At 48.7% G+C, this 2,949-nt stretch carries 3 protein-coding genes and 1 pseudogene; 3 read left to right on the top strand and 1 reads right to left on the bottom strand.

The window, feature by feature from the left end; translation table 11 throughout:
• Positions 1-202: 202 nt before the first annotated feature.
• Positions 203-379 (bottom strand): hypothetical protein, encoded by a 177-nt coding sequence (locus tag RIG66_RS33795; protein ID WP_446384493.1) that lies wholly within the window; start codon positions 377-379, stop codon positions 203-205.
• A gap of 49 nt (positions 380-428) precedes the next feature.
• Between RIG66_RS33795 and bchI the strand changes: the two genes are divergently transcribed.
• The 3 genes and pseudogenes from bchI to RIG66_RS33780 all read left to right on the top strand — a co-directional run.
• Positions 429-1,523 (top strand): magnesium chelatase ATPase subunit I, encoded by a 1,095-nt coding sequence (bchI, locus tag RIG66_RS33790; RefSeq protein ID WP_446384491.1) that lies wholly within the window; start codon positions 429-431, stop codon positions 1,521-1,523.
• Between the two features lie 217 nt (positions 1,524-1,740).
• Positions 1,741-2,523, top strand: a complete 783-nt coding sequence (locus RIG66_RS33785) for an ABC transporter ATP-binding protein (RefSeq protein WP_446384489.1) — start codon at positions 1,741-1,743, stop codon at positions 2,521-2,523.
• Positions 2,524-2,672: 149 nt separating this feature from the next.
• Positions 2,673-2,841 (top strand): annotated as a pseudogene (locus RIG66_RS33780) (IS607 family transposase); the annotation flags it as partial.
• Positions 2,842-2,949: the final 108 nt, after the last annotated feature.

Genomic DNA, 2,949 nt, shown 5'->3' with positions numbered 1-2,949 from the left:
AGTGCCTGATGGGAAAATGTTGCAGAAAACCTGTTCTTATTTACAAGCTAAAGGCATTACCCGCCTTTTGATTGATGGTCAGGTCTATTCATTGTTAACCGCATCTTTACTGGAATAGGGACAGATTTTGTCATTTGTCATTTGTCATTTGTCATTTGTCATTTGTTAGGAAGCAGGGAACACCTCGGCTTCGCTCGGTGTGTCACAGGGAACAGGGAAGGTAGAGTTTTGAGTTAACCTCCCTATCTCCCCCATCTCCCCCATCTCCCCCATCTCCCCTATCTCCCCTATCTCCCCTATCTCCCCTATCTCCCCCATCTTCCCCATCTTCCCCTGCTCCCCCTGCTCCCCCTGCTTCCCCTGCTCCCAGACATTCCACCGATGTGGCACAATAAAAGGCGTGATTTATCGGTTATCAGGTAATCAAAGTGAGTCTGACTGCCCAAGCCCCTAAGACTGCTCGTCGCGTCGTTTTTCCGTTTACCGCCATCGTAGGTCAAGAAGAAATGAAGCTGGCTCTCCTGCTGAATGTCATTGACCCCAAAATTGGTGGAGTAATGATTATGGGCGATCGCGGTACGGGTAAGTCCACCACCATTCGGGCGTTGGCTGACTTGTTGCCAGAAATTGAAGTGGTTGCCGACGATCCCTTCAATAGCGATCCCAACGACCCGGACTGGATGAATAGTAATGGAGGAGGACAATCTGCTCCAACCGCAAAGAAAAAAGTGCCGATGGTTGATTTGCCCTTGGGCGCAACCGAAGACCGAGTGTGCGGCACGATTGATATTGAAAAAGCATTAGCCGAAGGGGTGAAAGCCTTTGAACCCGGACTGTTAGCTAAAGCGAATCGCGGTATCCTCTATGTCGATGAAGTGAATCTACTTGACGATCACCTCGTTGATGTGCTATTAGACTCGGCGGCTAGTGGTTGGAATACCGTCGAACGAGAAGGCATTTCCATTCGCCATCCGGCTCGTTTTGTGTTGGTGGGTTCTGGCAACCCGGAAGAAGGAGAACTGCGTCCGCAACTCCTGGATCGTTTCGGCATGCACGCGGAAATCCGCACGGTCAAAGAGCCAACGCTGCGGGTAAAAATTGTGGAGGAACGCGCCGCGTTTGACAAAAATCCCTTGGATTACATCAAAGAACACCAGGAAGTCCAAGAGACATTGCAGCAGCAAATCGTCACCGCCCAGGCGCAACTGCCCCAAGTTGAAATGGACTATGACATGCGGGTGAATATTTCTGAGATTTGCTCAGAATTGGATGTCGATGGATTGCGAGGGGATATTGTAACTAACCGTGCTGCCAAAGCCCTGGCTGCTTTTGAAGGGCGCACGGAAGTCACAGTGGATGATATTCGCCGGGTGATTACGTTGTGCTTACGTCACCGCTTGCGGAAAGACCCCTTGGAGTCGATTGACTCAGGCTATAAGGTACAAAAAGCCTTCGGTCGTGTATTTGGGGTGGAGACGGAACCAGAAGCAGATTCAGCCATGGCAGCGAGTGCTTCTCGTTAAGGGGTCTTTGGGGGATTTGTGAACGACCTACACCAGGCTTACGCTATGGTGTAGGTTTTGAGATTTCGCAGGGGAAGACGAAGCGATCGCTAATTGTCTCAAGGGCGCAAGGATGGTGCCCCTACACACGTATAGGGGGAGTTTCCACGGGGGGGCTACAGGTAAAATTGAAACGGCTTTGTCCGTCCCAATTCATGCGCTGAAGCACTAATCCCTTATGAAAGAACCACTGATTGAACTAAAGGGAGTCTCCAAGTCCTTTGGGGGTAACGTCATCCTGGATCAGGTTGATCTGACGATTTATCAGGGCGAAGCCTTAGGTATCATTGGACCCTCTGGGACGGGTAAGTCTACGATTCTACGCATGATGGCGGGTTTAATGCCCCTGGATGAGGGTGAAATCTATGTGCAAGGACAAAAGCGTTCGGGTTTAATTGAAGATGCCAAAGACCCAATTGGCATCGGTATGGTGTTCCAACAATCCGCTCTGTTTGACTCCCTCAGTATCCGTGAAAATGTGGGATTTTTTCTTTACCAGCATTCTAAACTGTCTGAGGAGCGCATTCGGGAATTAGTAGATGAGAAGCTAGAGATGGTGGGGTTACCCGGAATTGCTGATCAGTATCCGGCAGAACTCTCAGGCGGGATGCGTCGGCGAGTGAGTTTTGCCCGGGCGATTATGACGAACCCGGATAATCCCCAAGACAACCCGGAAATTTTACTCTATGACGAACCCACGGCTGGACTTGATCCCATCGCCTCTACTGTAATTGAGGATTTAGTCCGTCAACTTCAATGTGTTGAAGGCGGATGTAAGACTTATGTAATGGTCACTCACCAAGATAGTACAATTCGCCGTACCGCTGACCGAGTTGTGTTTCTCTACAAAGGCAAGGTACAGTGGCAAGGTCCTATCGGCGAGATTGATACAACCGATAATCCTCTGGTACGACAATTTTTCAGTGCTAGTACCAGCGGACCAATTCAGGTGGTTGGTTAGGATGGGAGCAAGGGCTTCATCGGTCATTTGCCATTGTCATGTATCCAGGCAAATGCCCGCCAATTTACCACATAAGGGTTAACTAACAGTCCGTAAATATCTAGACAATTAGTGACATAACTAGACATTTTCTATGATATAGTCAAGCAATGTCTAGTTTAACCCCCCAAGAAGCAGCCACTCGACTAGGTGCCACGGTCTTGCACTTTGCACCGATGGGAACTCAATGGTAAAATACAATCTTATAGTATTAGTATCGCTGGTGGTCATCGTCTTATCGATATTGTTGACTTAATTGGTAAGAAATCGGGTAACGAATAGCTATGACGACGATAACTTATTGCAAAGGCTTGCCAACTCCCGCCGATGAACTTAATCCCATCGGTTTTACCGAATTGGAGATGTTGTTAACTTCATTGTCCGATA

It is taken from the genome of Coleofasciculus sp. E2-BRE-01 (assembly GCF_040221695.1).
Lineage (GTDB): Bacteria > Cyanobacteriota > Cyanobacteriia > Cyanobacteriales > Coleofasciculaceae > Coleofasciculus.
This window is presented reverse-complemented; position numbering and strand designations above follow the sequence as displayed.

Bases quoted from the DNA above. Each gene is read 5' to 3' on its own strand.
- RIG66_RS33785 (WP_446384489.1), top strand. From the start codon at position 1,741: ATGAAAGAACCACTGATTGAACTAAAGGGAGTCTCCAAGTCCTTTGGG.